Here is a 26,875-nt window from a genome sequence, read left to right on the forward strand (position 1 = left end):
GTAACTGTGGGAACTGAGCACTACACCGTTTAGCTCAAGTTGAGGTTGAGAATGTGCAAGCGAACAATTTTCGAATATATTTGCGCTTGTCTGCATAATGATACAGAATTGGCGCTATGACTACTGGGTTCTCGGTCGCGGTCGCCGGTGCCAGCGGATATGCGGGCGGCGAGTTGTTGCGCCTGCTGCTGGCGCACCCGGCATACGCCGCGGGCCGTCTTCGTATTGGAGTGCTGACCGCCGGTTCCAATGCCGGAAGTGGCCTCATCGAGCATCACCCAAATTTGACGCCGCTGGCTGACCATAAGTTACAGCCGACCGATCCCGCGCTGCTGCGTGGTCATGACGTGGTGTTCCTTGCTCTACCTCATGGTTCCTCGGCAAAGATTGCCGAAGAACTTGGCCCGCAGACCCTCATCATCGACTGCGGCGCCGACTTCCGGCTGACCGATGCCGCGGCGTGGGAGCGCTACTACGGGTCGCAACATGCGGGAAGTTGGCCGTACGGGCTGCCGGAGCTGCCGGGTGGGCGTGACGTACTGCACGGCACCAAGCGGGTGGCGGTGCCGGGCTGTTATCCGACGGCCGCCCTGCTCGCACTGTCGCCCGCGGTGGCCGCGGGTTTGGTGGAACCGTCGGTCACCGTGGTGGCGGTGAGCGGCACCACCGGCGCGGGACGGGCTCCCAAGGCGGACCTGCTTGCCTCCGAGGTGATGGGGTCGGCCCGCGCGTACAACATCGCCGGGGCGCACCGGCACACTCCGGAGATCGCCCAAGGGCTCAAGCACCCGTCGGGCAAGCCGGTAAGTGTCTCGTTTACCCCGGTACTCATTCCGATGCCCCGGGGCATCCTCGCGACCTGCACGGCGCCCACCACGGCCACCCTTGCCGAGATTCGTGGTGCCTACGAAGAGGCTTATGGCACTGAAGAATTCATTCATGTGCTGCCCGAAGGACAGCTGCCCACCACCAAAGCGGTGGCAGGCAGTAACGCGGCACATATCGGGCTTGCCGTGGACCCTGACGCCGGTGTGCTGGTCGCCATCGCGGCCATCGACAACTTGGTGAAGGGCACCGCCGGCGCCGCGATCCAGTCCATGAACCTTGCGCTCGGCTGGCCCGAAGCCGACGGCCTTTCCATTGTGGGGGTAGCACCATGACCAATGACGTTGTCGCTTCACCGCTCGTACGTACCCAGGGCGTCACGGCGCCCGCGGGCTTCAAGGCCGCCGGAATCAGCGCGGGCATCAAGGCGTCCGGGAAGGCGGACCTCGCCTTGGTGTTCAACGAGGGCCCCGACTACGCCGCGGCCGGTGTCTTCACCCGTAACAAGGTGAAAGCCGCTCCGGTGCTCTGGTCGCAGCAGGTGCTCACCACGGGCCGTCTGCGTGCGGTGATTCTCAATTCGGGTGGCGCCAATGCCTGTACCGGCCCACAGGGATTCCAGGACAGTCACGCCACCGCCGAAGAAGTCGCCAAGACCTTGAGTGACTGGGGCACGGAAACCGGTGCCATCGAGGTGGCGGTGTGTTCCACCGGCTTGATCGGTGACCGGCTGCCGATGAACAAGGTGCTGGCCGGGGTGCAGGAGATCGTGCACGAATTGGCCGGCGGCCTGGGCGGCGGAACCGATGCCGCGCACGCCATCATGACCACCGACACCGTGCCCAAAGAAGTGGCGCTGCATCACAAAGCGGGCTGGACGGTCGGCGCCATGGGCAAGGGTGCGGGCATGCTTGCCCCGTCCCTTGCCACCATGCTCGTGGTCATCACGACCGATGCCGTCGTACCGGCCGAGCAGCTGGAATCGGCGCTTCGTGCTGCCACCACACGCACCTTCGATCGGCTCGATGTCGACGGCAGTTGTTCGACCAATGACACCGTACTGCTGTTGGCCTCCGGGGCCAGCGAGATGACCCCGGACGCAGAGGAATTCGCGCAAGCCGTGCTTCGGGTGTGTGACGATCTCGCGGCACAGTTGCAGGCCGATGCGGAGGGCGTCACCAAACGGGTACTGATCACCGTCACCGGTGCCGCCAGTGAGGACGACGCGGTAGCCACCGCCCGGGTAGTCGCCCGCGACAGCCTGGTGAAAACGGCTCTGTTCGGTTCCGACCCCAACTGGGGCCGGGTCTTGGCCGCAGTCGGCATGGCCCCGATCGAGCTCGACCCAGATCGGGTCACGGTGTCGTTCAACGGAAATCTTGTGTGCGCCAACTGCACCGGCCTGCCCAGTGCCCGGGACATCGATCTGTCGGGGCCGGATGTCGAGGTGCTCATCGACCTTGGCGCCGGAGAGAGGTCGGCGACCATCCGCACCACGGACCTGTCGCACGCTTATGTCGAAGAGAACTCGGCGTACAGCTCGTGAAGGCGACGAAGAAGGCGATCAAGAAGGCCGCGGTGCTCGCGGCGGCACTTCCGTGGCTCAAGAAGCTGCACGGCACCATCGTCGTCATCAAGTACGGCGGCAATGCGATGACCGACGACGCGCTGAAGAACGCCTTCGCCGAAGACATGGTGTTCCTGCGCAACTGCGGCATCCATCCGGTTGTCGTGCACGGTGGCGGCCCGCAGATCAGTGCCATGCTGAAAAAGCTCGGCGTGGCAGGTGAATTCAAGGGCGGCTTCCGGGTAACCACGCCGGAGGTCCTCGACATCGCACGCATGGTGCTGTTCGGCCAGGTGGGCCGCGAGCTGGTTGGGTTGATCAACAACCACGGGCCTTACGCCGTCGGTATCACGGGTGAGGACGCTCAGCTGTTCACGGCAGTCCGGCGCACCGCGACGGTAGACGGAGTCCAGACTGACATCGGATTGGTTGGCGATGTTGCGCAGGTAAACCCGGAAGCGATTCTCGACCTGATAGACGCCGGGCGGATTCCGGTGGTGTCCACGGTGGCGCCGGATGCCGACGGTGTGGTGCACAACCTGAACGCGGATACCGCGGCCGGTGCTCTCGCGGAAGCCCTCGGCGCCGAGCGTCTGTTGATGCTCACCGATATCGAGGGCCTATACACCGACTGGCCTGACCGAGGATCCCTGGTGACGGAAATCGCGGCGGAAGATCTGCGGCTGCTCTTGCCGAAGCTGGAATCGGGCATGATCCCGAAAATCGAGGCGTGCCTGCGCGCCGTGGATGGCGGGGTGCCCAGTGCCCACATCATCGACGGACGTGTCGAACACTGTGTGCTGGTTGAACTATTCACCGACGAGGGTGTCGGGACAATCGTGAGGAAGGTGTCGTGAACGAGACACAAGACGGTACGTCTGCGGCCCAGCAGCGCTGGGAGCACGTCATGATGAACAACTACGGCACCCCGCCGGTCGTTCTCGCCGAGGGCGAGGGCGCCGTGGTCACCGATGTCGATGGCAAGCAATACCTGGATCTGCTGGGTGGCATTGCCGTCAACGTGTTGGGCCACCGTAACCAAGCTGTCATCGACGCTGTCACGCAACAGCTTTCCACGCTCGGCCACACCTCGAATCTGTACGCGACGGGGCCCGCCATCGAACTCTCCGAGGCGCTGGTCGCACGGCTGGGCGTGCCCGGCAAGGTCTTTCTCTGCAATTCTGGTACCGAGGCCAACGAGGCCGCGTTCAAGCTGACTCGGCTTACCGGGCGCACCAAGGTCGTCGCGGCCGAGGGTGCGTTCCACGGCCGCACCATGGGATCGCTTGCGCTCACCGGGCAGCCGGCCAAGCAGGCGCCCTTCGAGCCGCTGCCCGCCGGAGTGGTCCATGTGCCGTATGGCGACTTGGCTGCCATCGAGGCGGCGGTCGACGGCGATACCGCCGCGGTGTTCCTGGAGCCGATCATGGGCGAAGGGGGAGTGGTCGTGCCACCGGAGGGCTATCTCGCCGGGGTCCGCGAGATCACCGCGCGCCATGGCGCACTGCTGGTGCTTGACGAGGTACAAACCGGAATCGGCCGTACCGGAACGTTCTTCGCCCATCAGCAGGTTGGCATCACACCCGATGTCGTCACTCTTGCCAAGGGCCTGGGCGGTGGGCTTCCGATCGGCGCCTGCATCGCGACAGGGGCCGCCGCTGAGTTGCTCACCCCGGGCATGCACGGCAGCACATTCGGCGGCAATCCGGTCTGCGCCGCGGCAGCACTGGCGGTGCTTCGCGTTCTGGACGAACAGAACCTCCTCGATCACGCGGCAGCCGTGGGTAAGTCGCTGAGCCACTCCATCGAGGGGCTCGAACACCCTCTGGTCGACCGGGTGCGTGGTGCGGGGCTGCTCCTCGGCATCGTGCTGACCGAGCCTCGCGCCAAGACTGCGGAGGCGGCCGCCCGTGAAGCGGGGTTCCTTGTCAACGCGGCCGCGCCCGATGTGCTGCGCCTGGCGCCACCGCTGATCATCACCGACGCACAGATCGAGGAATTCGTCACCGCGCTGCCGGGAATCCTCGACACCGCCGCAGAACAGGAGCAGGCATGAGTATCCGTCATTTTCTCAGGGACGACGACCTCTCACCGGCAGAGCAGGCCGAAGTCCTCACGCTGGCAGCTGAACTCAAGAAGGCGCCGTTCTCGCGGCGCCCGCTGGAGGGACCGCGCGGTGTCGCGGTCATCTTTGAGAAGAACTCCACCCGAACCCGGTTCTCGTTCGAAATGGGCATCGCACAGCTGGGCGGGCACGCGGTCGTGGTCGACAGCCGCACGACGCAGCTCGGCCGTGAAGAGACCCTCGAAGACACCGGGGAGGTGCTGTCGCGCTACGTGGAAGCCATCGTGTGGCGCACATACGCCCAGGAACGCCTGACCGCCATGGCAAGCGGCGCCTCCGTCCCTATTGTCAATGCGTTGTCTGATGACTTTCACCCGTGCCAGGTGCTCGCTGACCTGCAGACGCTCGCCGAGCGCAAGGGCTCGCTGTCCGGGCTGCGCCTTACCTATCTGGGTGATGGCGCCAATAACATGGCGCACTCGTTGATGCTCGGTGGTGTCACCGCGGGCATCCACGTGACCATCGCGGCGCCCGGCGGGTTCGCGCCGCACGCCAAATACGTTGCCGAGGCCGAGAAGGTCGCCGCGAGCACCGGTGCTTCGGTGTCGGTCACCGCGGATCCGCGTGCCGCCGTGTCCGGCGCCGATGTGCTCGTCACCGACGCCTGGACGTCGATGGGCCAGGAAAATGACGGTCTTGACAGGGTGCGCCCGTTCCGGCCGTTCCAGGTGAACGAGGATCTGCTCGGCCTGGCCGACTCCGAAGCCGTTGTCCTGCACTGTCTTCCCGCGCACCGCGGCCACGAGATCACCGATGAGGTGATTGACGGACCGCGCAGTGCTGTGTGGGACGAGGCCGAGAACCGCCTGCACGCGCAGAAGGCGCTGCTGGTGTGGCTGCTGGAACAACGACGATGACAGCCTCGCACGCGGCCGATACCCGGGCCGGACGGCAAGCCCGCATCATCGCGCTGCTGTCCACGCAGTCGGTGCGCAGCCAGAGCGAATTGGCAGCGCTGTTGGCCGCCGAGGGCATCGAAACCACCCAGGCCACCCTGTCCCGGGATCTCGACGAGCTCGGCGCGGTGAAACTCCGCGCGGCCGACGGCGGTGTGGGTGTCTACGTGGTGCCCGAGGACGGCAGTCCCGTCCGCGGAGTGTCCGGTGGCACCGACCGGCTCTCCCGGTTGCTGGGGGAGCTGCTGGTATCGACCGATGCCAGCGGTAATCTCGCGGTACTGCGCACACCGCCCGGCGCCGCGCACTACCTCGCCAGCGCCATCGACCGCGCCGCATTACCCGACGTTGTCGGGACCATTGCGGGGGATGACACCATTGCGGTGATCGCCCGCGAACCCTTGACCGGAGCCCAGCTCGCCGCACAGTTCGAACAGCTTGCCTAGAAACTAGAAAGAAGAAGTAGGAATGCCCGTACAGCACTTTGACCGCGTAATCCTCGCCTACTCGGGCGGCCTTGACACGTCCGTGGCGATCAGCTGGATCGGTAAGGAGACCGGCCGCGAGGTCGTTGCCGTCGCCATTGACCTCGGCCAGGGCGGCGAGGACATGGAAGTGGTGCGCCAGCGCGCCCTGGACTGCGGTGCCGTCGAGGCCGTGGTGGTGGACGCACGCGACGAATTCGCCAACGAGTACTGCTTGCCCACCGTCCAGTCCAACGCGCTGTACATGGACCGGTACCCGTTGGTGTCCGCGATCAGCCGTCCGCTGATCGTCAAGCACCTGGTTGCCGCGGCACGTGAGCACGGCGGCGGGATCGTCGCCCATGGCTGCACCGGCAAGGGCAATGACCAGGTGCGCTTCGAGGTCGGCTTTGCCTCGCTGGCACCGGATTTGGAAGTGCTCGCGCCCGTTCGTGACTACGCCTGGACCCGCGAGAAGGCCATTGCCTTCGCGACGGAGAACGAGATTCCGATCAATGTCACGAAGAAGTCGCCGTTCTCGATCGATCAGAACGTGTGGGGCCGGGCGGTGGAAACCGGCTTCCTGGAAGACCTCTGGAACGCGCCGACCAAGGACGTGTACGACTACACCGAAGATCCGACCCTCAACTGGGGTGCGCCCGACGAGCTGATCGTCAGCTTCGACAAGGGTGTACCGACGGCCATCGACGGCAATCCTGTCACCGTGCTGGAGGCCATCGTCGAGCTCAACCGGCGGGCTGGGGCACAGGGTGTGGGTCGGCTCGACGTGGTGGAGGATCGCCTGGTCGGTATCAAGAGTCGCGAAATCTACGAGGCGCCGGGGGCGATGGTTCTCATCACCGCGCACGAGGAGCTTGAGCACGTCACCCTGGAACGTGAACTCGGCCGCTACAAGCGGCGCACCGACCAGAAGTGGGCCGAGCTGGTGTACGACGGTCTCTGGTACTCGCCGCTCAAGCGCTCGCTGGAGGCATTTGTCGCCGACACGCAGCAGCACGTGTCCGGCGACATCCGCCTGGTACTGCACGGCGGGAACATCTCCGTCAACGGCCGGCGCAGCCCGGAGTCCCTGTACGACTTCAACCTGGCGACCTACGACGAGGGCGACAGCTTCGATCAGTCGAGTGCCAAGGGCTTCGTGCACATTCACGGCTTGTCCTCGAAGATCTCCGCACAGCGGGATCTGTCGGGCAAGTGAGCACCAACGAAGGCTCGCTGTGGGGCGGCCGGTTCGCCGGCGGCCCGGCGCCCGCGCTGGCGGCGCTGAGCAAGTCCACCCATTTCGATTGGGCCCTGGCGCCCTATGACATTCGGGCATCGATCGCTCATGCCCGGGTGCTCCGCAAGGCGGATTTGCTCACCGATGAGCAGCTCGCCGCGCTGGTCGAGGGTCTGCGGCTGCTGGATCGCGATGTCGCGTCGGGCGTATTCGTGCCGGCGGACACCGACGAGGATGTGCACGGCGCTCTCGAACGCGGGCTGATCGAACGGGTCGGAGCCGACATCGGTGGCCGGTTGCGTGCCGGTCGGTCGCGAAATGATCAGGTGGCCACACTGTTTCGGATGTGGCTGCGGGATGCCGCGGCGCGGGTTTCCGAGGGTGTGCTGGACGTGGTGCAGGCGCTGGCAGATCAAGCCGGCGCACATCCCGATGCCATCATGCCGGGTAAGACCCATCTGCAAGCCGCGCAACCCGTGCTGCTCGCGCATCATCTACTGGCGAACGCACAACCGCTGTTGCGGGATGTCGACCGCCTGGTCGACTGGGACCGGCGCACCGCCGTCTCGCCGTACGGCGCCGGGGCGCTCGCGGGTTCCTCGTTGGGCCTGGATCCGGATGCCATTGCCTTGGATCTGGGTTTCACCGCGGCCGCCGACAACTCGATAGATGCGACCTCGGCGCGCGATTTCGCCGCCGAGGCCGCATTTGTTTTCGCGATGATCGCGATCAACTTGTCTCGCCTGTCGGAAGACATCATCTTGTGGGGCACCACCGAATTCGGGTACGTCACGCTGGATGACTCCTGGTCGACCGGCAGTTCGATCATGCCGCAAAAGAAGAATCCGGATATCGCCGAGCTGGCCCGTGGCAAGTCGGGGAGGTTGATCGGTAACCTCACCGGATTGCTTGCCACCTTGAAGGCGCAACCGTTGGCCTACAACCGGGACCTGCAGGAAGACAAGGAACCCCTGTTCGATTCGGTGGCCCAGCTGGAGCTGTTACTGCCCGCGATGGCGGGGCTGGTCGCGACATTGCGATTCCACACCGATCGCATGGCGCAGCTCGCGCCCGCGGGGTTCACACTGGCCACCGACCTGGCGGAATGGATGGTGCGACAAGGTATTCCGTTCCGTATCGCCCATGAGGCGGCGGGGGAGGCGGTGCGGGTGGCGGAGGCCCGCGGTGTCGGGCTTGAGGACCTCACCGACGATGAGTTCACGGCCATTCACCCGGACCTGACCGGTGAGGTGCGCGACGTGCTCACCACCGCTGGGTCCGTTGCCTCACGCAGTGCGCGTGGCGGCACCGCCCCGGAGCGAGTCGCGGAGCAGCGTGAGCTGGTGTTGGCCCGTCTGAACGTGCTTCGCGGCCGGAACGGACACCATCCAGGCTAATATCCAGCCATGGACGGTGAGCCGGACCCGACACTGTCGGGCCCTGGTCCGGGGGGAGAGACACCGGACGACCCGAACGCGGTATGGCGCCGCCCCGATGCGACGGAAGCGGTGGAAGTCGCTTCGTCGAGCACGGAAAGCCCGACGCTGCCGGCGCCACACGGTGTTGTCGGCCGGTTGACCGCATGGGTCCGGTCGTGGTGGCAAGACCTTGAGTTCGTTCAGATGTGGCACGTTGTCGCGGTGGTGGCGGTTCTCGCCACTGCGGGGTTCGGCGGCTTGGATGCCGTGGACAAGACACCGCAGACTTTCGATCTTGGCAAGCCCTTCGACAATGGTGAGTTCACCATTACCGTGAAAAAGGCCGTGCTGCTTTCGGAAATCACGGGTGGCGGAGGTGTGATCGCGAAAGAGAAGCCCGGGCGCACCTACCTTGCGGTCCTCGCGGAGGTCACCAACAATTCGGACAGGGCCGACGTCGTCAGCGGCAATTTTTCCGTGCCGAATGTGGCAGACGCACAAGATGCTTCCCTGATTCAGAGCCAGAGACCCTCGGTTTTTCGCATCGAGGACGGCAGCTTCGTGATCGCGCTGCAACCTGACATCACCGAGAAGGTGGCGGTGGTGTGGAGCATCCCTTCTGGCGCCGTGCTCCCCGGATCCCAAGTGTTGGTTCAGGTGCCATACCGGAAATTCAGCCGTGGCCTGGTGCTCTACGGCGAGGGCTGGGTTGATGACGGCAAGAACGCAACAACCAGTGTGCCGGTGGAGGTGTCTTCGTGATCTTCTGGGAAAAATTCGCGGCCTTCCGGACCTCCTCACCGCTTCTCCGTATTTCCAGCACGGCGGTAGTGGTGGCTCTCTTGCTGTCTGCCTCCGTTTTCGTCTGGAATCGTCTGCCATCTGCCGCGGAAACTCAGAACGCCTTCGATGTTCACGGCACCATGGGAAGTTCGGTAACCGGCCGGTTGTTCTCGGCCACGGTGACCAAGGTAGGGATCGGGCCGGTCGTCAAACACACCGGTTTTTATCCGCGTCAACGAAACATCAAGTCCGCCGGTCAATGGGTCGTCGTCAAACTCACCATCACTTCAATGAGCGAGGCTACCCAAGCCGACGCGATATTGGGGCTAGGCGACAAGGGCTATACACCGGACAGCCGGCTTGAGGGTTCCACCTTGCTTGGCGCGCCGCTGACTCCACTGATCCCTGCGACCGGTGTATTCGTATTCGAGGTCAGCCCGCAGGTTCTTGAGCAGGCCCGCTCCGCGAAGTTGTACATTTTCTATGCCGCTGGGCAGTACAAATGGGATTCGCGGCTCGTCATAGACATTCCGCTCGACGCGGAGCACGCGCCGCACGCATCCGTCATCGCGCTGCCAAAGACGTTGGTGGGTAAGCAATGAGTGAGATTCAGAGTACTGAAAGCCCACGACATCGGCGTGAGCACGAACAAGGCCGGTTACCGTTGCGGTCACGCCTCTGGTTTCGCAATACCATCGCAGGACTAATCGTCATCGCGGTTTTCGCCGGGGTATGGGCCGTCTCGTTCCGTGATTCGTGGCGCGACTATCGGGCGAGTGTCGTTCCGCTCCATGTGATTGCGGCTGGCCAGTCGGGGGAGGCATACGGCCAGACCTGGCGGCTCACCGGAGTCAGGCATCTCGGCAAAGCCCCTCACGGAGCCAACGGAGTGGTTCCCAAGGGGGCCGAACTTGCGGTGGTGACAATAGAACGCTCCGGCCCGGTTCCGCAGAACTTCTTCTGCGAAGGAAAAATCACCGATGGTGAGCATCTGTGGTCGAAGGCCCCCTTCCTGATCTACACAGTGCCGCTCGTTGACGGTGTGGTCGACCACTGCGACAAGCCAGGAAACCTTGAGTTCACCTTCCTGGTGCCGGACGATGTGACCATGACCGCTGTCGATCTCGTCAACCCCGTAGGCGGCTCGGATCAAATTTTGGTCAGATTTGAGCTGTCCTAGTTCTACTGATCGGCGACAACAGGATTTACCGCGAGAGCGTCGTCGGAGTCGGCTGGGTAGTCGACAACCTCGTTGTCGTGTAGCGCCGCTGCTTCCGCTTCTGCCTTTTCGACACAATGGGCGAAGACCGACGTGATGACGCAAACTCTCAGGGACGCGACAAGCACGCCTGAGATCGCCGTTAATACCGGGGCGACACCATTCCAGAAGGACAGTGGATGGGGGCCTAACACCCAGGCGAAACCACGAGTCAGGTATCCGCCGACCTGCATTTGCGTGGCCAGGAAACTATCGGACATGTCCAACCACGCCAAGCAGAGGTACACCAGTACATAGCCGGACAGCAGGACTAATCCTCCGTGCAGCACCAGGCGGGCCGAATCGATAATGGGCTTGGCGCTGCCGAACTGTGATAGCAGCCAATCCTTGGCCTTACCTCGGGTCTGCTCGGACACCCGGCCAGTCACCCGGCGTTGTACCTGGTCGCGGGTGGGAGCGAGTCTGTCTGCCACCACTTTGCCGTCAACACCTGCCAGCCGCCGCAGTACTCCCCGCCAGCTGGCATTGCTGGACGAGCCGTAAACGATGCCGGCAATAGCCAGCCAGATCAGTGGTACGGCCGCCGCACCCCAGACGATCTGCCACGCGTCACTCACGAAGGTCCAGAGAACTTCCAGAGGGCGAAAATGCGAGAACAGTTCGCTGCGCATTTCGTCAAGCCACACGACGATACGGCGTTCCTTGAACCACGCCGATGGACTCAGGAAGAAGTTCACGCCCTTGCTGGCAGAGAAGGACAGGACCAGGAAGACCCACAAAGCATCCAAATACACCCTGATGAAGACAAACCATGCAGGCAGCCGGTTCTTTATGGGCTTGACGTTCAAGAGCATCCGGAGGATAAACGCACCGGCAATCAGCACCCAGACGTAATTGGTAACCGGAACATCCCCCAAGTTGACTACCCGGGTGCCGGTTGTCATGTGGGCGCCCACACGGTGCCACATAGCCTTCTGCTCGTAGGTCAGCCAGTCATCCTGGAACATCTTCCAAGCCAGATAGATAACAAAAAATGGCAGCACGATATTGGCGAATATGTCGACATTGCGTAAAGAGATCTTGGGCATGGCCGCCAACGCCGGAATCGCCGAGCGCAGGACCAGGAACATCGCAATGATCGACCCAAGCCGGGCCAAACCCGCGAACGGCATCAGTAGGTCGACCACGAGATAGTTGTTCCACGCATACTTGGCCGCCAGCTCGATGACGATGTTGCGTCCCAGCAGGCCCAACAGATAGCACGCCGCCAGTTGGGGCAGGTACATCACCCAGAGGCGTAGCGGCCGTAGCAACAGATTCCCCACCGCGCCATCGTAGAGGCTCACCTGCCCTTGCTGCCTCCGATCCGGGTGACAGGGATTTGGTCTGGCCGGTGCGCCCATTGTGACAGGATGTGCAGGCCTCACCTGGGCAATATGGTGGACGACCGGTATCTAAGGAGCAGCAGTGGCCTTCAATATTTCCTCCTTGACCAAGCCCGTCGCTCGCCTGGCGGCCACCGCGCAGAACGGCCTGGAGGTCCTGCGACTGGGAGGACTCGAGACCGGCAGCACCGCTTCATCGCATCAGATCGTCGAGAGCGTGCCCATGTACCGGCTGCGCCGCTACTTCGCGCCGGGCTCGGGCACAGAAGACGCCGGCCCGGTCGTGCTCATGGTGCACCCGATGATGATGGCCGCCGATATGTGGGATGTGACCCAGGACGGCGGCGCGGTGGGAATCCTGCACCGGGCCGGCATCGACCCATGGGTCATCGACTTCGGCAGCCCCGATCGTATGGCCGGAGGCATGGAGCGCACGCTGTCCGATCACGTCGTCGCGGTCAGCGACGCCATCGAAACCGTGCACCGCATCACTGGCCGCCAAGTGCATCTGGCCGGTTACTCACAGGGCGGCATGTTCTGCTATCAGACTGCGGCGCTACGTAAATCGCGGACCATCGCAAGCATCATCACCTTCGGCTCGCCTGTCGACGCCAACGCCGCGATGCCCATGGGCATGCCGGCCGGGCTTTCGGCCGACATCGCCGAATTCATGGCCGACCATGTGTTCAGCCGATTTTCGATACCGGCGTGGTCGGCCCGCATCGGATTCCAGATGCTGGATCCGGTCAAAACCATCAAGGGACGCCTCGATTTCCTGCGGCAGCTGCACGACCGCGATGCCCTGCTTCCGCGCGAGCAGCAGCGTAAGTTCCTGGCCAACGAGGGCTGGATAGCGTGGTCGGGTCCGGCGATCGCCGAATTGCTGCGCCAGTTCGTGGTGCACAACCGCATGACCACAGGCGGTTTCACCGTCAATGACCGCGTGGTGACCCTCAGTGACATCACCTGCCCGGTGCTGGCGGTCGTGGGTGAGGTCGACGACATCGGGCAGCCCGCGTCGGTACGCGGCATTCTGCGCGCGGCGCCCAAGGCCGATGTCTACGAATACCTCATCCGCGCGGGTCATTTCGGTCTTGTTGTGGGCTCCACCGCGGTCGCCCAAACCTGGCCCACCGTCAGCCAGTGGGTGCAGTGGCGCGAAGGCGAGGCGGCGAAGCCTCCCTCAGTGGACCTCATGTACGAGCACGAGGCCGGCCAGCTCGATCGCGGCGGTGTTCCGCTCGCCTCCCGTGTCGCACACGGTCTGAGTACCACCACCGAGGTGGCTATCACTGCCGCCCGCACCGCGGGAGCGGCAGCGGCCGCCGCCAACAAGTCGGTGAAATCCATTGCCGTGGAGGCGGTTCGCACACTTCCGCGGCTGACACGCTTGGGGCAGATTCACGATCACACCCGAATCTCCATGGGCCGGTTGATGACCGAGCAGGCGCGGCGCACACCGCATGGCGAATGCTTCCTGTTCGACGGCCGGGTGCACACCTACGAGGCGGTGGACCGCCGCATCAACAACGTGGTCAAGGGGCTCATCGAGGTGGGGGTCCGCCAAGGCGTGCGGGTGGGCATTCTCATGGAGACCAGACCCAGTGCGCTGGTCGCCATCGCGGCGCTCTCGCGGCTGGGCGCCGTGGCTGTGCTGTTGCCGCCGGACGCCGATCTCGAGGTCGCGGTCAAGCTGGGAGAGATCTCCGAGCTACTCACCGACCCGCCAAATCTTCCTGCCGCACAGAATCTTCCGGTGCACGTACTGGTACTCGGCGGCGGCGAGTCGCGTGACCTGTCGATTCCCGATGACGGTTCGACCATCGACATGGAGAAGATCGACCCCGACGCGGTGGAGCTGCCCGGCTGGTACCGGCCCGACCCGGGCCAGGCGCGCGATCTGGCCTTCGTGATGTTCAGTGGCACGGGCGCCAAGCTGCTCCCCAAACAGATCACCAACCACCGATGGGCGCTGTCCGCGTTCGGCACCGCATCGGCCGCCGCGCTCAGCTCCAATGACACCGTGTACTGCCTCACGCCGTTGCACCATCAGTCCGGGTTGTTGGTCAGCATCGGCGGCGCGGTGGCAGGCGGCGCGCGCATCGCGTTGTCACGCGGGCTGGATCCTGATCGATTCGTCCAGGAGATTCACCAGTACGGCGTCAGCGTGGTCTCCTACACCTGGGCGATGATGCACGAGGTGATCGACGATCCGGCGCTGGCTCTCGGTGCGCACCATCCCGTTCGACTGTTCATCGGATCCGGTATGCCCGCCGGGCTGTGGCGCCGGGTCACCGAGAAGTTCGATCCCGCCCACGTCGTCGAGTTCTTCGCGACGACCGATGGGGAAGCGGTGTTGGCCAATGTTTCTGGCACCAAGGTGGGAAGCAAGGGCCGCCCGCTGCCGGGCGGCGGCAAGGTCAGGCTGGCCGCATACGACCCCATCGAAGACGTGATCATCGAGGGGGAGGACGGCTTCGTGCAGATCGCCGAGCCCGGCGAGGTCGGCCTGCTGCTGGCCAAACCGCCGGGTGACGTGGACCCCACCGCCGCGGTACGACGTGGGGTGTTCGCTCCCGGCGACACCTGGGTCTCGTCCGAGTTCCTCTTCCGCCGTGACGAAGATGGCGATTTCTGGATGTTGGACGGCCGGGGCACCGCGATCCGCAACGCGCACGGTGTCGTTTATGCGGAAGCCACCAGCAATGTCTTGGGGGCCCTCGGCGCCATCGACCTGGTCGCGACGTACCCGGTAGAGGTGGGTGAAACGACACTCGCGGTGACTGCGGTGGTGTTGCGCCCCGGTGAGGCGCTGTCGCCCGCGGATCTGGCCGAGGCCTTCGTCTCCGTCCCGATCTCCGAACGGCCGGACATCATCAAGGTCGTGCCCAATCTGCCACTGAGCGCCTCCTATCGGCCGTCGACTGCGCATCTGCGTGCGTCCGGATTACCCAAGCCGGGGCGGCAGACGTGGCATCTCGATTCGGAATCGGGCGCCTATCACCGCCTCACCGCGGCGACGTATGAGGTGCTACAGGGCGCCGCGCCGTAACGGCGCCCACCCGCCGGCGCGCTGCTCGTGTCGCCTTCCGCTGCTCATGTGCGGGCGTGTTGTTACGCTGACGTTCGCGATACCGGAAGGAACTCGTCATGCCGACACGCCTACGCGCCCTCGCGGGCGCCGCACTGGCCACGGCCGGTCTATCCGCCGCGCTGGTGCTGGGACCCGGTGTCGGCACCGCCGGCGCGGATGTATTGGACGACATCGCGCACGAATACTCGACGGGTACCAGCGGTGGTCAGGTTTCCAATCTGGTCCGCACGTCACTGCAGCTGCGGGCAAAGGGTGCTCAGGTCAGTTCGGCGCAGAACGACGCCCTCAAGGTCGCGCTGGACAAACGGCCCAGCCAGATGCCGTTGATCAACACCCTGAAGTCGGTCATCGCCACGCAGACGCAGTTCCTCAAGGCCGCGCAGAAGCCGCAACAGCCCATCCACATCGGCATCAGCGGCACCAACGGAACCAATAACCCGAACGGTGGACCTCCCAACGTCAATCCCGGGACGGGTATCGGTGTCGGTGGTGGCGGTGGCCAGCAGATCTTCAACCAGAACATCCCGCTGGGCTGATCCACCGATATGCCACTTGATGCCGCACTCCTAGACATTCTGGTCTGCCCGATCGACCGCGGGACGCTCCTGCTCGTCGGCGGCGATACCGACGGGATTCTGTACAACCCGCGCCTGCGTAAGGCTTACCGGATAGAGGACTCGATCCCGGTGCTGTTGCCGGACGAGGCGCGTGATGTGTCCGACGAGGAGCACCAGCGCTTCACTGCGTGAGGCCCGTCAGCTCCCCGGTCAGGTAGCGCTGGATGTTCGGGCCCACGGTCGCGGTGATCTGATCCACCGTCAGCGAAGCCAGCGGCTCGATCTTCATGATGTACCGGGTAACCAGGATTCCCGACATCTGGCTGATGACGAACTCGGCACGCAGTACGCCGCTACCGACCGGGTTGTCGACGCGTTCGGCGATGATGTCGACCAGGACTTCCCGAAAGAAAGCCCGCACCAATCCGTCGTCGGCGCCGGTCAGCGCGGCGCGGAACACCGCCAGCACATTGGCACCGAGCTCGGAATCCCAGAGCGTGACGATGAGCCGGGGAATTGTTACCCCCAACTGGTCGATCGGAACCTCACGTAGCGGCTGTAGCACCACACTCGGATCGACGGGCAGCTGCACCACCGCACGGAAGAGATCGAGCTTCGTGCCGAAGTAGTGGTGGATGAGCGCGGGATCGACATCCGCTTCGGTGGCAATGGCCCGTATTGAGGTCTTGTCGATTCCATTGACGGCGAACAGTTTTCGGGCGCTCGCGAGAATATCGTCGCGAGTGCTGCTGGCACCGGGACGGCGTCCTGGCCGCTTGGAACTCATCGGCATTACGTTACTGAACCGCCGCTGCCACCCGGTAGGTGAGTTCAAGGACAATCGTGGAGTGAGTGCCGAAGTGCTGACGACCCATCCGGTGAAGGCCGCGCAGCGCCTGCTCGGCGCCACCATCGAATCGCGGGGAGTCTCGGCCGTGATTGTGGAGGTGGAGGCCTATGGTGGCGTGCCCGACGGGCCCTGGCCCGATCCTGCCGCGCATTCGTTCCGTGGCCCGACGAATCGCAACCGGGTGATGTTCGGCCCCGCTGGGCACCTGTACGTGTATCAGAGCCATGGGATTCATATGTGTGCCAACGTGGTGTGCGGCCCAGATGGTGTTGCCGCCGGTGTGCTGATGCGCGCCGCGGCGATCGTCGACGGGGCACCGCTGTGTTGGCAGCGACGGCCCACCGCGCGTGGTGATGCCGGGTTGGCGCGCGGGCCCGGGAATCTTGGGGCGGCTCTGGCCATCACTCTGGCCGATGGTGGCCTTGATCTTTTCTCGCCGTCCAGCCCCGTACGGCTGACATTGAGCAGGCGGCGCAGGGCACTGGCGGGTCCGCGGGTAGGTGTTAGCGTGGCGGCGGATCGGCCGTGGCGATTCTGGCTGCCCGGATATCCGGAAGTATCCGCTTATCGGCGCAGTCCCCGTGCGCCGCAACCCGATACGGAGTTGTATGGCTGAGGATCGGGCACGCGCAACACTGCTCGGTGGGGCGCTCGGTGACGCCCTCGGCGGGTTCATCGAGTTCGACAGCATCGAGCGGATCAGGCTGCAGTTCGGCCGTGACGGCATCACCGAACCGCCCGCCGGACAACCGATGCTCATTACCGACGACACCCAGATGACCCTGTTCACCGCCGAGGCGCTCATCCGTTCCCGCCGCGCACCCGGGCACGACCCGGTTGAGATCGCGCACCGCGCATACTTGCGCTGGTTGCATACCCAGGGCGGTCAGGCGCCGCGCGACGTGCTCGACGGGTGGTTGGTCGCCATCCCCGGCCTGCATTCCCTGCGGGCCCCCGGCAACACCTGTCTGTCTGCGCTGGAATCGACTAGTTCGGCTGCCCGGCAACATGGTTCACGCACACACCGGCTGAACAACTCCAAGGGATGCGGTGCGGTGATGCGCGCCGCGCCGGTGGGATTCATGGGTGACGATCCGGCCGGCGTCTTCTCGCTATCTGCCGACCTTGGTGCGCTGACACATTCGCATCCGAGCGGGTACCTCAGCGCGGCCGCGTTGTCGGCGATCATCGTGGAGGTCCGGGCTGGTAAGGCGCTCCCGGCGGCAATCGACACGGCGAGCCTGCTGCTGCGTAAGGAACCGGACCACGACGAGACCTATCGGGCGTTGCGCCATGCCGTCGAGTTGGCGGATACGCGGCTGACACCTGAGCAGCTGGCGGCGCGGCTGGGCGGTGGCTGGGTCGGGGAGGAGGCACTCGCGATCGGTGTCTACGCGGCACTGGCCGCACACGATTTCAAGGACGGAATCCGGCTGTCGGTGAACCATTCCGGAGACTCCGATTCGACCGGGTCCATCACCGGGAACATCTTGGGGGCAATGTGGGGAACGTCGGCTCTGCCCAGCGATTGGCTGAACGAACTCGAATTGCGTGAGGTCATCACGACGATCGCCGACGACCTCGTCGCGCAGCCCGGGCCGGCCTGGGATGAGCGGTATCCGCCGGGCTAGACCCCATAGGGGATGATTGTCGGCGTGGCTTCCCCGACTCATGACCCTGGCGCAAGCGGCTCATCGATCCTTGACGAGCTGGGCTGGCGCGGTCTCATCGCGCAAACGACCGACCGCGACGCGCTCGCCGCGGACATCGCGAAGGGGCCGATCAGTGTCTATGGGGGGTTCGACCCCACCGCCGCGAGTCTGCACGCCGGACACCTGGTGCCGCTGCTGACCCTGAGCCGATTTCAGCGCGCGGGGCATCGGCCCATCGTGTTGGCCGGGGGAGCGACCGGACTCATCGGTGACCCCCGCGACACCTCGGAACGCAATCTGCATGGCGCCGACGTGGTCGCCGAATGGGCCGACCGGATCCGTGGACAATTAGAGCGGTTCGTCGAATTCAACGGCACGCCAACCGGGGCCGTCGTCGCGAACAATCTTGAGTGGACCGGTCAGCTCACCGCCCTGGAGTTTCTGCGTGACCTCGGTAAGCACTTCTCGGTCAATGTGATGCTGGACCGCGACACCATCCGGCGGCGCCTGGAGGGTGACGGCATCTCCTACACCGAGTTCTCGTACATGCTGCTGCAAGCCAACGACTACGTGCAGTTGCACCGTAAGTACGGCTGCTCCTTGCAGATCGGTGGTTCCGATCAATGGGGCAACATCGTTGCCGGAGTACGGCTTGCCCGTCAGCAGGACGGCGCTTCGGTGCATGCGTTGACCGTTCCGCTGGTGACATCGGCCGACGGGACCAAGTTCGGCAAGTCCACCGGAGGTGGCAACCTCTGGCTCGATCCGGAGATGACCAGCCCGTACGCCTGGTACCAGTACTTCATCAACACCGCCGATGCCGACGTGGTGCGTTACCTGCGCTGGTTCACCTTCCTGTCCGCCGATGAGGTGGATGAGCTGGAGACGGCGACGGCGGAACGGGCGCATGAGCGCGCCGCGCAGCGCCGATTGGCTGCCGAGGTCACCACACTGGTGCATGGGGAAAGTGCTACGCAGGCCGTAGAACACGCCAGCGGCGCGCTGTTCGGTCGCGGCGAGCTGGATCGGCTTGACGAGGGCACCCTGACCGCGGCGCTCACCGAAGCCGGTAACGGTGAGCCGGCCCGGCTCGCCGACGGCGAACCCGACACCATCGTCGATCTACTGGTGAGCAGCGGGCTTTCGGACAGCAAGGGCGCCGCGCGCCGCATCATCAAGGAGGGCGGCGTGTACGTCAACAACGCCCGGGTCGACGCCGAGGATTGGACCCCGGGCGACGGCGACTACCTCACCGGTGGCTGGTTGGTGCTGCGGCGGGGCAAGCGGAACATCGCCGGGGTACAGCGAGTCCGCTAGCCGCCGGGTCCGTTAGACCCATTGGGGTTCAACGGATTCCTTTACCTTGCCGTCTTCGCCGAAGACGAGGAAGCGGGTGAAGGTACGGGCGAACCACCGGTCGTGGGTGACGGCGATGACCGTGCCATCGAACGCCGCCAGCGCGTCCTCGAGTGCCTCGGCCGAGTGCAGGTCCAGGTTGTCGGTCGGCTCATCGAGCAACAACAGAGTCGAGCCCATCAGTTCCAGCAGCAGAATCTGAAAGCGCCCCTGCTGACCGCCGGACAGCGAGCCGAACGTCTGCTCCGCGGAGGGGGCCAGCCCGTAGCGATCGAGGATTCGCGAAGCCTGCTCTCGCCCGTGTCCCGGCCGCCTTTCATCCCCGTGATGCAGGATGTCCAGCAGCGTCCGATCCATCAGCCCCTCGTGATGGTGCGTCTGCGCGAACCAGCCGGGGCGCACTCGCGCGCCCAACCGAAGCCGCCCGGCGTGGCGCACGGGCTCGGGGATCATCTCGCCGACCGGCAGCTGATCCTGTTCCGGGTCAGTGCCGCCGCCTGCCAGCAACCGTAGAAAGTGCGACTTGCCGGTTCCGTTGCCGCCCAGCACCGCAACACGATCGCCGTACCACAACTCGGCGTCGAAAGGACTGGTGAGACCGGTCAATTCAAGGCTGTCCGCGATCACCGCACGTTTGGCGGTGCGTCCGCCGGTAAGCCGCATGCGCACGTTCTGCCGCAACGGCACGGCCTCCGGCGGTCCCGCGTCGTCGAAGCGGCGCAGCCGTGTTTCGGCCGCCTGCAAGCGGCTGGCCATATCTGAGTTGTAGGCCGCCTTTTGCCGATACATCAGCACCAGATCGCGAAGTGCTGCCCGCTGTTCATCCCACCGGCGGCGCAACTCGGCGAGTCTGGCGTTGCGATCTTCCCGCGCCTGGTGATACGTCGCAAAGGAACCCGGATGCACCCACAGGCTGGATCCGGCCCGGCCGGGTTCGAGCGTGGCGACCTGCCCGGCCGCGCGGTTGATCAGCTCGCGATCATGGCTGATGAACAGCACGGTCTTGGCAGACTCGAGGAGTCGCTCCTCGAGCCACCGCTTGGCCGGCACATCAAGGTAGTTGTCGGGCTCATCGAGCAGCAGTACTTCATGGGGCCCGCTCAGCAGCGATTCCAGAACCAGCCGCTTCTGCTGGCCGCCGGACAGTGTGTTGACTCCGCGAAATCTAGCCAGCTCGTAGGAAATTCCAAGCGCGGCCATGGTGTGCACATCACACTGGGTCTCGAATTCGTAGCCGCCGGCGTCGGCCCAATCGGCTAGTGCCTGAGCGTAGGCGAGTTGGTCCCGCTCGCTGTCGCGCTCCATGAGCGCCAGCTCGGCGCGGTCCAGACGTTCGGCGGCCTGCCTGACGCGCTCGGGCGCTACCGACAGCAGCAGATCGCGGACAGTCGAATCGTCACGAACCGATCCGATGAATTGCCGCATCACCCCGAGCTGCCCGCCACGGGTTACGGCGCCGTCGTGTGGATCGGTATCGCCGGCGATGATGCGCAGCAGCGTCGTCTTGCCGGTGCCGTTGGGGCCGATCAACGCCGTTTTACTGCCCTCGCCCACGCGCAGGCTGACATCGTGAAGGAGTGCTCTGCCGTCCGGTAAGTGGTAGCCGATGGCATCGAGCTGCACATGGCTCATGGCGCCTAGTCTGCGGAACCGGTCACATAGAACGCCACCGAATTTCCGGCGGAGGGCCCGCTACCGGCATACTCGCGCTGGTAGAAGGAGGACACCCCCATGGGGCAAGATGCCAACCAGCGAGGGCACAGGCAGCAGGGCCCGAGAAGGCAAGGCCCGAGTCGGCCCGCACGCGATTCAGGCGCCCAGCGTGACGACCGCGGTGGTGGCTCTGCACGTCCACACCGGTCGGACGAGCGCGGCGGCGAGCGTCGTCAGCGTTCCGATGAGCGTGGCGGTGACCGTCCGCGGCGGGATCAGGGACCGCGCCCCCGGCGCACCGATGACCGACCGGCTCCGCGAAACTTCGGCCCCGTCATTCCCGACGAGGTGGAGGCCAAGCAGCTCGCTCCGGATGTCCGCGCCGAATTGCTCAGTCTCGACAAGAACACCGCGGAGACGGTGGCCCGGCATCTGGTGACCGCCGGGAATCTGCTGGACGAGGACCCCGAGACCGCTCTGGCGCATGCCAAGGCGGCCAAGAGCCGTGCGGCCCGCATCGCGGCTGTTCGTGAGGCGCTCGGCATCGCCGCGTATCACTGCGGGGATTGGGCGCTGGCGTTGTCCGAACTGCGGGCGGCCAAGCGCATGGGTACCCGCTCACCGCTGCTGGCGCTGATCGCCGACTGCGAACGGGGAGTGGGGCGGCCCGAACGCGCTTTGGAGCTTGCCCGCGGCGATGAGGCCAAGGCCCTTACCGGCGATGCCGCCGACGAACTGCGCATCGTCACCGCCGGAGCCCGTGCCGATATGGGACAGCTCGATCAGGCACTGGCGGTGCTGTCCACTCCGGCACCGGATCCCAAGCGTGTCGGCGTGGTCGCCGCCCGGCTGTTCTACGCCTACGCCGACATTCTGTTGGCGCTGGACCGCAAGCCCGAGGCGGTGCAGTGGTTCCTGCATGCGGCCGACGCCGATGTCGAGGGCCACACCGACGCCGAGGATCGGGCTGCCGAACTTGCCTGACACACTCGCCAGCTCGTACGACTGCTTGCTGCTGGATCTCGACGGGACCGTGTTCCGGGGCGCCGAGCCCACCGCGAATGCCATCGAGTCGCTGGCGGCCGCCGACGGAGCGCGCCAGCTGTATGTCACCAACAACGCCAGCCGCTCGGCGCCCGAGGTGGCCGAGCATCTCACCGCGCTCGGGTTCAGCGCGGCCGCCGGTGACGTTGTTACCAGCGCGCAGAGCGCGGCCCGGCTGCTCGCCGAGGCGCTCCAGCGCGATGATGCCGTGCTGGTGGTCGGTACCGAGGCGTTGGCCGCCGAGGTATCTGCCGTCGGCCTTACCCCGGTGCGCAGCTTTGACAAGGCGCCACGTGCGGTGGTGCAGGGGCATTCACCGGATACCGGCTGGACCACCCTCGCCGAGGCCGCGCTGGCCATCCGGGCAGGTGCTTACTGGGTTGCGGCCAACGTCGACGCGACCCTGCCGACCGAGCGTGGTCTGCTGCCCGGCAATGGATCGATGGTCGCCGCCTTGCGCACGGCCACCGATGCCGATCCGGTCGTGGCGGGAAAGCCGGGACGGGCACTCATCGAAGACGCGTTGGCGCGTGGCAGCTTTGCCCGGCCGCTCGTTGTCGGCGACCGTCTCGACACGGACATATCGGGGGCCAATGGTGCGGGCCTGCCCAGCCTCATGGTGCTGACCGGCGTGAACAGCGCGATCGACGCGATCTGGGCCGATGCCGCACACCGTCCCACGTTCTTGGGCGCGGATTTGAGCGCCCTGCATCTGCCGCTGGGCGATGTGCGCATCGAATCGAAGCCGGGCTGGCAGATCTCCGTAACCCCCGATCGGGTATCGGTCACGTCCAGCGACCCTGACGGATCGGCTGTGTCGCTGGCACAGGCATTGGCGGCCGCGGTGTGGGCGACAGATCCGGCACCCGTCAGCAGGCCCATCGTGGCCGCTGATGAGCCGGCCGAACGCGCCTTGCGGCAGCTTTCTGCCGGATAGTGTGTCGTCGGCCCGGCCGCTCCGGGGAGATCTACTAGCCTTGAGCCCGATGACCACCCCGAACGATGTCGCACGCCAGGCCGCAGGACCGGACCCCGATGAGGTCAGGTCCCAGGTGCAGGCGCTCCTGGGACAGCTCACTCCTGCCGCGGGCATGGACGCAGCCACGGCAGACCTGGAAACTCAGGCACAGGTCTTGGAACAGGCCCATGACGTGTTGGTCCGAGCACTGGAATCGGCGGAGCAGGGATAGCCATGGCCCGGCATGCCAGGGTCGACGCCGAGTTGGTGCGCCGCGGGCTCGCTCGTTCTCGTCAGCAGGCGGCTGAGCTGATCGACGCGGGCCGGGTCCGTATCGACGGCATACCCGCCGTCAAGGCGGCTACCGCGGTTCCTGCGACGGCTTCCCTTGTGGTGCAAGGAGAATCCGAGGACCGCTGGGTCTCGCGCGGTGCCCATAAGCTACTGGGGGCACTCGACGCGTTTGGGCCGCAGGGGCTTTCCGTGGAGGGTAAGCGATGCCTGGATGCCGGAGCCTCCACCGGCGGATTCACCGAAGTGCTCTTGCGATCGGGTGCGCGCGAAGTGGTGGCGGCCGACGTCGGATACGGCCAACTGGCCTGGTCGCTGCAGTCCGACGACCGCGTCACCGTTCTCGACCGGACGAATGTGCGCACCTTGACACCGGAACAGATCGGCGGCGCCGCCCAGGTGATTGTTTCCGACCTGTCGTTCATCTCGCTCGGGCTGGTGCTCGACGCTCTCATCGCCTGCGCAACACCGGATGCCGATATCCTGCCCATGGTCAAGCCACAGTTCGAGGTGGGTAAGGAGCTTGTCGGTGCGGGAGGCGTGGTGCGCGATCCTCAGCTGCGTGCCGATGCCGTCGTATCCGTCGCCCGGCGTGCGCAGGCTCAAGGCTGGTTCACCGCGGGTGTGACGGCAAGCCCGCTGCCCGGGCCGTCCGGGAACGTCGAATACTTCCTGTGGCTGCGCACGACAGATTCCGATGTCGATGTGGAGGCCGCTGTCGCCGACGCCGTGTCGAGGGGACCTCAGTGAACGAACGCAAAATCCTTCTTGTCGCACACACCGGTCGCGATGAGGTGACCGAGACAGCGCGCCGTGTTGCGAAGATATTGGGGCAGAACGGTATAGCGCTGCGGGTGTTGTCCGCGGAGGCCATCGACCGTGGCCCGGTACACCTGGACCCGGCCGAATTCCGTTCGCTGGGCGTCGATGTCGAAGTCGTCGACGCGGACCAGGACGCGGCCACCGGTTGCGAGCTGGTGCTGGTGCTGGGCGGGGACGGGACCTTCCTGCGGGCAGCTGATCTGGCGCGCAGCGCGACCGCCCCGGTGCTCGGGGTCAACTTGGGCCGTATCGGGTTTCTCGCGGAGGTGGAAGCGGAGGCCATTGATTCGGTGCTCGGCCACGTGGTGGAAGGTACCTACCGCGTGGAGACCCGGATGACGCTGGACGTGCAGGTACGCATCGGTGGTGAGGTCACCGAACGCGGCTGGGCGCTCAACGAGGTCAGCATCGAGAAGGGGCCCCGGCTCGGCGTCCTCGGTGTGGTGCTGGAGGTGGACGCGCGCCCGGTGTCGGCGTTCGGCTGCGACGGGGTGCTCGTCTCGACGCCCACCGGCTCCACGGCCTACGCGTTCTCGGCGGGCGGCCCGGTGGTGTGGCCGGACCTGGACGCAATTCTGGTGGTGCCTAACAATGCCCACGCATTGTTCGCGCGGCCCATGGTCATCAGTCCGGCATCGACCGTTGCCGTGGAAATCGAGGCCGACGGGCATGACGCGCTGCTGTTCTGCGATGGGCGACGTGAGATCCGGGTGCCACCCGGTGGCCGGGTCGAAGTGGTGCGCGGGCATCAGCCGGTGCTGTGGGCGCGGCTGGACAGCAAGCCTTTCGCGGACCGGATTGTTCGCAAGTTCCATTTGCCCGTCAAGGGCTGGCGGGGAAGGTAGCCGTGCTCACCGAGATTCGCATCGAGTCGCTTGGCGCCATACCGGCAGCTACTGCGGAGTTCGACAGTGGGCTGACCGTGCTGACCGGTGAGACCGGCGCCGGAAAGACCATGGTGGTCACCAGCCTGCACCTGCTCGGCGGGGCGCGTGCCGATGCGAATCGGGTACGGGCCGGTGCCGACCGGGCGGTGGTCGAGGGCCGATTTCTCACCGCCGACCCACTGGGTGCCGAGCCCGCGGACGTCACTGAGGTGTTGGATTCCTCAGGGGCGCAACGTGATGACGACGGTAGCGTAATCGCGGCGCGGTCGGTGACCTCTGATGGCCGCTCACGGGCGTATCTGGGTGGGCGCAGTGTGCCCGCCAAATCGCTGGCCGGTTTTACCGCGGGGCTACTCACGGTGCACGGCCAGAACGACCAGCTGCGGCTGATGCGCCCGGAGCAGCAGCTCGCCGCCCTCGACAGGTTCGCGACCGACAGCATTGAGGCGCTGCTGACCACCTACCGCAAACTGCGCGAGGAATGGCTCACCGCGCGACGTGATCTGATCGACCGCACCAATCGGGCGCGTGAACTCGCGCAAGAGGCGGATCGACTGGGCTTCGCGCTCAATGAGATCGACACCGTTGACCCCAAACCGGGTGAGGACGACCAGCTTACTGCCGATATCCACCGCTTGTCCGAGCTCGACGCGCTACGGGACGCGGCAGCCTCGGCCCGGGGCGCCTTGGCGGGCGTAGAGACGGAAGGCGAAGCCGGAGATTCTCTTTCGGCGATCGACCGCATTGCCAAGGCCAAGGTGCTGCTGGAAGCCACCGACGACGCCGTGTTGCGGGCCCTGGCGCCGCAGCTGGCCGAGGCCCTGGCGGTGGTCAGCGATGTCTCCCGCGAGCTGACCGCCTTTACCGACGAATTGCCCAGTGATGCAAGCACACTGGAGGAGAAGCTGGCGCGGCAGGGGCAGCTTCGCACGTTGACCCGCAAGTATGCCGCCGATCTGAACGGGGTGATCGCGTGGGCCAACGACGCCCGTGCGCGGCTGGCCGAGGTGGATACCTCCGAAGAAGCACTCGGCGCGATCTCGGCTCGCGTGGATCGGCTGGCGGCTGAACTTGCTACCGCGGCAACGGCGTTGACCAAGGCGCGGACCAAGGCCGCCAAGGCGCTGGGCAAGGCGGTGACCGCCGAACTGGCCGGTCTGGCGATGGACCGCGCCGCGTTCACCATCGGGGTGGAGCCGATGGCCGCCCGCGCCGACGACTCGGCGCCGTTGACGCTGCCGACCGGGCAGACCGTGCACGCCGGATCCGCGGGTGCCGACGCCGTGGAGTTCGGATTCGCCGCGCACCGTGACAATCCGATGCTGCCGTTGGCCAAGAGTGCCTCGGGCGGTGAGCTGTCCCGTGTGATGCTGGCGCTCGAGGTGGTGCTCGCCGCCTCGACGGCCGGCACCACGATGGTGTTCGACGAGGTCGATGCCGGTGTCGGTGGGCGGGCAGCGGTGCAGATCGGGCGGCGATTGGCAAAGCTGGCACGTACCCATCAGGTGATTGTGGTGACCCACCTCCCACAGGTGGCGGCGTTCGCCGATATTCATCTCACTGTCGACCGGGTGAACAGCAAGGGCAGCGGTGTCCGCCGCCTCGACGACGAGGACAGGGTCGCCGAATTGGCCCGGATGCTGGCCGGGCTCGGCGACTCCGACACCGGCCGCGCGCATGCCCGCGAGCTGCTCGATGCTGCCCGCGCCGAGCGGGCCTAACTTTCCCCGACGCAACCCCCCTAACTGCGGATACGTGCTGTCCGCGGCCTGAAACCAGGGTGGCTGGA

At 65.5% G+C, this 26,875-nt stretch carries 26 protein-coding genes; 23 read left to right on the forward strand and 3 right to left on the reverse strand.

Annotation, left to right across the window (positions count from 1 at the left end):
• Window positions 1-116: 116 nt before the first annotated feature.
• From argC to ABG82_RS29245, 11 genes are all read left to right on the forward strand, one after another.
• Window positions 117-1,160 carry an N-acetyl-gamma-glutamyl-phosphate reductase gene (gene argC, locus ABG82_RS12335; protein ID WP_043079298.1) on the forward strand — a complete coding sequence of 348 codons (1,044 nt, stop codon included), beginning with the start codon at window positions 117-119 and terminating at the stop codon, window positions 1,158-1,160.
• The gene (gene argJ, locus ABG82_RS12340) at window positions 1,157-2,371 is read left to right on the forward strand and encodes a bifunctional glutamate N-acetyltransferase/amino-acid acetyltransferase ArgJ (protein ID WP_043079297.1); all 1,215 of its coding nucleotides are present in this window, start codon (window positions 1,157-1,159) and stop codon (window positions 2,369-2,371) included. Before argC ends, argJ begins: the two co-directional genes overlap by 4 nt.
• Window positions 2,368-3,249 (forward strand): acetylglutamate kinase, encoded by an 882-nt coding sequence (gene argB / locus ABG82_RS12345; RefSeq protein WP_043079296.1) that lies wholly within the window; start codon window positions 2,368-2,370, stop codon window positions 3,247-3,249. Before argJ ends, argB begins: the two co-directional genes overlap by 4 nt.
• Window positions 3,246-4,448, forward strand: a complete 1,203-nt coding sequence (locus tag ABG82_RS12350) for an acetylornithine transaminase (protein ID WP_078343996.1) — start codon at window positions 3,246-3,248, stop codon at window positions 4,446-4,448. The genes argB and ABG82_RS12350 overlap by 4 nt, the downstream gene beginning before the upstream one ends.
• On the forward strand, window positions 4,445-5,374 hold the full coding sequence (gene argF / locus ABG82_RS12355; protein WP_043079295.1) for an ornithine carbamoyltransferase: 930 nt from the start codon (window positions 4,445-4,447) through the stop codon (window positions 5,372-5,374). The genes ABG82_RS12350 and argF overlap by 4 nt, the downstream gene beginning before the upstream one ends.
• Window positions 5,371-5,859 (forward strand): arginine repressor, encoded by a 489-nt coding sequence (locus ABG82_RS12360; protein ID WP_043079294.1) that lies wholly within the window; start codon window positions 5,371-5,373, stop codon window positions 5,857-5,859. Before argF ends, ABG82_RS12360 begins: the two co-directional genes overlap by 4 nt.
• Before the next feature lie 22 nt (window positions 5,860-5,881).
• Window positions 5,882-7,096, forward strand: a complete 1,215-nt coding sequence (locus ABG82_RS12365) for an argininosuccinate synthase (RefSeq protein WP_043079293.1) — start codon at window positions 5,882-5,884, stop codon at window positions 7,094-7,096.
• Complete coding sequence (gene argH / locus ABG82_RS12370; RefSeq protein ID WP_043079292.1) at window positions 7,093-8,514, forward strand: argininosuccinate lyase; 1,422 nt, start codon at window positions 7,093-7,095, stop codon at window positions 8,512-8,514. The genes ABG82_RS12365 and argH overlap by 4 nt, the downstream gene beginning before the upstream one ends.
• 9 nt (window positions 8,515-8,523) lie before the next feature.
• Complete coding sequence (locus tag ABG82_RS12375) at window positions 8,524-9,297, forward strand: DUF4352 domain-containing protein (RefSeq protein ID WP_043079291.1); 774 nt, start codon at window positions 8,524-8,526, stop codon at window positions 9,295-9,297.
• Window positions 9,294-9,920 (forward strand): hypothetical protein, encoded by a 627-nt coding sequence (locus ABG82_RS12380; protein WP_043079290.1) that lies wholly within the window; start codon window positions 9,294-9,296, stop codon window positions 9,918-9,920. The genes ABG82_RS12375 and ABG82_RS12380 overlap by 4 nt, the downstream gene beginning before the upstream one ends.
• A gap of 287 nt (window positions 9,921-10,207) precedes the next feature.
• Entirely contained in the window at window positions 10,208-10,498 is a 291-nt protein-coding gene (locus ABG82_RS29245; RefSeq protein WP_043079310.1) for a hypothetical protein, read from the forward strand.
• A gap of 2 nt (window positions 10,499-10,500) precedes the next feature.
• On the opposite strand, the gene ABG82_RS12390 is transcribed toward ABG82_RS29245, so the two are convergent.
• Window positions 10,501-11,883 carry a hypothetical protein gene (locus ABG82_RS12390; protein ID WP_043079289.1) on the reverse strand — a complete coding sequence of 461 codons (1,383 nt, stop codon included), beginning with the start codon at window positions 11,881-11,883 and terminating at the stop codon, window positions 10,501-10,503.
• A gap of 121 nt (window positions 11,884-12,004) precedes the next feature.
• Here ABG82_RS12390 and ABG82_RS12395 point away from each other — a divergent pair, with 121 nt between their 5' ends.
• The 3 genes from ABG82_RS12395 (at window position 12,005) to ABG82_RS12405 (ending at window position 15,765) form a co-directional block, all read left to right on the forward strand.
• Window positions 12,005-14,974, forward strand: a complete 2,970-nt coding sequence (locus tag ABG82_RS12395; protein WP_043079288.1) for an acyl-CoA synthetase — start codon at window positions 12,005-12,007, stop codon at window positions 14,972-14,974.
• A 98-nt stretch (window positions 14,975-15,072) separates the two neighbouring features.
• Entirely contained in the window at window positions 15,073-15,552 is a 480-nt protein-coding gene (locus ABG82_RS12400) for a hypothetical protein (RefSeq protein ID WP_043079287.1), read from the forward strand.
• A 9-nt stretch (window positions 15,553-15,561) separates the two neighbouring features.
• Window positions 15,562-15,765: a Trm112 family protein gene (locus tag ABG82_RS12405; protein WP_043079286.1), complete on the forward strand. Its 204-nt coding sequence runs from the start codon at window positions 15,562-15,564 to the stop codon at window positions 15,763-15,765.
• Here ABG82_RS12405 and ABG82_RS12410 read toward each other — a convergent pair.
• Window positions 15,755-16,360, reverse strand: coding sequence for a TetR/AcrR family transcriptional regulator (locus ABG82_RS12410; RefSeq protein WP_078343995.1), 606 nt, complete (start codon window positions 16,358-16,360; stop codon window positions 15,755-15,757). The genes ABG82_RS12405 and ABG82_RS12410 overlap by 11 nt on opposite strands.
• Window positions 16,361-16,421: 61 nt before the next feature.
• Here ABG82_RS12410 and ABG82_RS12415 point away from each other — a divergent pair, with 61 nt between their 5' ends.
• From ABG82_RS12415 to tyrS, 3 genes are read left to right on the forward strand one after another with little or no spacing between them, the layout of a single operon-like run.
• Window positions 16,422-17,039: a DNA-3-methyladenine glycosylase gene (locus ABG82_RS12415; protein ID WP_043079284.1), complete on the forward strand. Its 618-nt coding sequence runs from the start codon at window positions 16,422-16,424 to the stop codon at window positions 17,037-17,039.
• Window positions 17,005-18,054 (forward strand): ADP-ribosylglycohydrolase family protein, encoded by a 1,050-nt coding sequence (locus ABG82_RS12420; protein ID WP_109475906.1) that lies wholly within the window; start codon window positions 17,005-17,007, stop codon window positions 18,052-18,054. Before ABG82_RS12415 ends, ABG82_RS12420 begins: the two co-directional genes overlap by 35 nt.
• A 12-nt stretch (window positions 18,055-18,066) precedes the next feature.
• The gene (gene tyrS / locus ABG82_RS12425; RefSeq protein ID WP_043079282.1) at window positions 18,067-19,392 is read left to right on the forward strand and encodes a tyrosine--tRNA ligase; all 1,326 of its coding nucleotides are present in this window, start codon (window positions 18,067-18,069) and stop codon (window positions 19,390-19,392) included.
• Window positions 19,393-19,404: 12 nt separating this feature from the next.
• Here tyrS and ABG82_RS12430 read toward each other — a convergent pair whose 3' ends face one another.
• A complete protein-coding gene (locus tag ABG82_RS12430; protein ID WP_043079281.1) occupies window positions 19,405-21,063 on the reverse strand; it encodes an ABC-F family ATP-binding cassette domain-containing protein in 1,659 nt (552 codons plus the stop codon).
• Window positions 21,064-21,432: 369 nt separating this feature from the next.
• On the opposite strand from ABG82_RS12430, the gene ABG82_RS12435 reads away from it, so the two are divergent.
• From ABG82_RS12435 to recN, 6 genes are read left to right on the forward strand one after another with little or no spacing between them, the layout of a single operon-like run.
• Window positions 21,433-22,068 carry a hypothetical protein gene (locus ABG82_RS12435; protein ID WP_043079280.1) on the forward strand — a complete coding sequence of 212 codons (636 nt, stop codon included), beginning with the start codon at window positions 21,433-21,435 and terminating at the stop codon, window positions 22,066-22,068.
• Window positions 22,061-23,065: an HAD-IIA family hydrolase gene (locus ABG82_RS12440; protein ID WP_043079279.1), complete on the forward strand. Its 1,005-nt coding sequence runs from the start codon at window positions 22,061-22,063 to the stop codon at window positions 23,063-23,065. Before ABG82_RS12435 ends, ABG82_RS12440 begins: the two co-directional genes overlap by 8 nt.
• A 49-nt stretch (window positions 23,066-23,114) precedes the next feature.
• On the forward strand, window positions 23,115-23,318 hold the full coding sequence (locus tag ABG82_RS12445) for a hypothetical protein (protein ID WP_043079309.1): 204 nt from the start codon (window positions 23,115-23,117) through the stop codon (window positions 23,316-23,318).
• 2 nt (window positions 23,319-23,320) lie between these two features.
• The gene (locus ABG82_RS12450; RefSeq protein ID WP_043079278.1) at window positions 23,321-24,127 is read left to right on the forward strand and encodes a TlyA family RNA methyltransferase; all 807 of its coding nucleotides are present in this window, start codon (window positions 23,321-23,323) and stop codon (window positions 24,125-24,127) included.
• Complete coding sequence (locus ABG82_RS12455) at window positions 24,124-25,044, forward strand: NAD kinase (RefSeq protein WP_043079277.1); 921 nt, start codon at window positions 24,124-24,126, stop codon at window positions 25,042-25,044. The genes ABG82_RS12450 and ABG82_RS12455 overlap by 4 nt, the downstream gene beginning before the upstream one ends.
• Before the next feature lie 2 nt (window positions 25,045-25,046).
• A complete protein-coding gene (recN, locus tag ABG82_RS12460) occupies window positions 25,047-26,807 on the forward strand; it encodes a DNA repair protein RecN (protein WP_043079276.1) in 1,761 nt (586 codons plus the stop codon).
• Window positions 26,808-26,875: the final 68 nt, after the last annotated feature.

Origin of the sequence: Mycobacteroides immunogenum (genome assembly GCF_001605725.1) — a bacterium.
Classification (GTDB): domain Bacteria; phylum Actinomycetota; class Actinomycetes; order Mycobacteriales; family Mycobacteriaceae; genus Mycobacterium; species Mycobacterium immunogenum.

What these genes read in the sequence shown, in the direction of transcription:
- argC (WP_043079298.1), top strand. Translation starts at nt 117, where the DNA reads ATGACTACTGGGTTCTCGGTCGCGGTCGCCGGTGCCAGCGGATATGCG.
- argJ (WP_043079297.1), top strand. Translation starts at nt 1,157, where the DNA reads ATGACCAATGACGTTGTCGCTTCACCGCTCGTACGTACCCAGGGCGTC.
- argF (WP_043079295.1), top strand. Translation starts at nt 4,445, where the DNA reads ATGAGTATCCGTCATTTTCTCAGGGACGACGACCTCTCACCGGCAGAG.
- ABG82_RS12360 (WP_043079294.1), top strand. Translation starts at nt 5,371, where the DNA reads ATGACAGCCTCGCACGCGGCCGATACCCGGGCCGGACGGCAAGCCCGC.
- ABG82_RS12365 (WP_043079293.1), top strand. Translation starts at nt 5,882, where the DNA reads ATGCCCGTACAGCACTTTGACCGCGTAATCCTCGCCTACTCGGGCGGC.
- ABG82_RS12375 (WP_043079291.1), top strand. Translation starts at nt 8,524, where the DNA reads ATGGACGGTGAGCCGGACCCGACACTGTCGGGCCCTGGTCCGGGGGGA.
- ABG82_RS12400 (WP_043079287.1), top strand. Translation starts at nt 15,073, where the DNA reads ATGCCGACACGCCTACGCGCCCTCGCGGGCGCCGCACTGGCCACGGCC.
- ABG82_RS12405 (WP_043079286.1), top strand. Translation starts at nt 15,562, where the DNA reads ATGCCACTTGATGCCGCACTCCTAGACATTCTGGTCTGCCCGATCGAC.
- ABG82_RS12410 (WP_078343995.1), bottom strand. Translation starts at nt 16,360, where the DNA reads ATGAGTTCCAAGCGGCCAGGACGCCGTCCCGGTGCCAGCAGCACTCGC.
- tyrS (WP_043079282.1), top strand. Translation starts at nt 18,067, where the DNA reads ATGATTGTCGGCGTGGCTTCCCCGACTCATGACCCTGGCGCAAGCGGC.
- ABG82_RS12430 (WP_043079281.1), bottom strand. Translation starts at nt 21,063, where the DNA reads ATGAGCCATGTGCAGCTCGATGCCATCGGCTACCACTTACCGGACGGC.
- ABG82_RS12445 (WP_043079309.1), top strand. Translation starts at nt 23,115, where the DNA reads ATGACCACCCCGAACGATGTCGCACGCCAGGCCGCAGGACCGGACCCC.
- ABG82_RS12450 (WP_043079278.1), top strand. Translation starts at nt 23,321, where the DNA reads ATGGCCCGGCATGCCAGGGTCGACGCCGAGTTGGTGCGCCGCGGGCTC.